This is a genomic window from Ereboglobus sp. PH5-5 (assembly GCF_029504805.1).
GTDB lineage: Bacteria > Verrucomicrobiota > Verrucomicrobiia > Opitutales > Opitutaceae > Ereboglobus.
Map to the genome: position 1 here is coordinate 1 of NZ_JAQFIT010000042.1, position 1,108 is coordinate 1,108.

Annotated in this window: 1 protein-coding gene; it reads right to left on the bottom strand. The window is 58.1% G+C overall.

All coding sequences use genetic code 11. The annotated features are described in order from the left end of the window. Window positions 1-299: 299 nt before the first annotated feature. Window positions 300-752, bottom strand: a complete 453-nt coding sequence (gene tnpA / locus M2103_RS13190) for an IS200/IS605 family transposase (protein WP_277511150.1) — start codon at window positions 750-752, stop codon at window positions 300-302. Window positions 753-1,108: the final 356 nt, after the last annotated feature.

Sequence of the window (1,108 nt, forward strand, 5' to 3'; positions counted from 1 at the left end):
CGATCAGCCAAGTTTACATCGACTACGAGTATGCGAAGGCTCAGTTCTACGAACGCCCCTGGTCCCTAAACCTCGGCTACCGCAGACTCTGGTAAACGCGACGCTCTTCAGCCAGTCGCGCAAGGTGCGCCGCACCGCGCAAATTGGCCCGCGATTGATGGTGTCGAGTCTCAGCGTGAGGTATCTGGAATTGCGCGCCAAAGGCGCGCCACAACTTAGCCCGGGGCGGGCGCCAAGGGTGCCCGCCCCGGGAATGAAAAGATAAACACCGTGCGCCCTGACAGGGCGCCACATGCGCATCAATCCCAGACGTAATTTTCGTCGTATTCGATTCCGTGCTTGGCGAGAAGCGCGCGATATTCGTCCTGGAATGTGACTTTGCGGTGATGCTCCGGTTGCGTGCGGATGTAGGTTTGCACGGTATCGGCCATTGACGGCGAAACGGAGAATACGCCGTAACCGGATTGCCAGAGAAAATTCCGGTAGCGGGCGTCGCGTTCACGCAGCCAGCGCGCTGCGTTTTGTTTGGCGTGTTTGACGATATCCGCGATTGTGTGCGTGCGAGAGAGTCCGAAGAGGAGATGAACATGGTCGGCGATGCCGCCGATTTGGATCACAGGACATCCGATGGCGTTGAGCGTGCCCGCGAGATAAGCGTGCAATGCGGATTGGTCGGCGGGCGCGATGATGGGTTCGCGGTGTTTTGTGGAAAACACGAGATGGACGAGGATGCGCGAGAGGGATTGGGGCATGGCGGGGTGATGTGTTTGGGGAGGTTGCGGGTGTGGCGCCCCTACAGGGCGCATGGCGCTTTATTGTTATTGTTCCCATGGTGCCGCAGCGGCACCATGGGCTAAGTTGTGACGCGCCGTTGGCGCGGGGAGAAGCGCGAAAACATCGAAAACATGTTTTCTGAGATTAATATTTCCCAAGTTTGCGCGTTGTCTTTACAACATTCAACGCACCATGCCGTCCTCCCCGTCGTCACCCTCCCGCTCCGTTTTGCGCAAAATCGGGAGGTCCAGACAGAAGTTGACCCATCGGGGCATCGAGAAGGAGTGGGGATAAAAGCAGGACGCGAGGGTCGATTTGAGGGGACTTTTCGCGG

What these genes read in the sequence shown, in the direction of transcription:
- tnpA (WP_277511150.1), bottom strand. Translation starts at nt 752, where the DNA reads ATGCCCCAATCCCTCTCGCGCATCCTCGTCCATCTCGTGTTTTCCACA.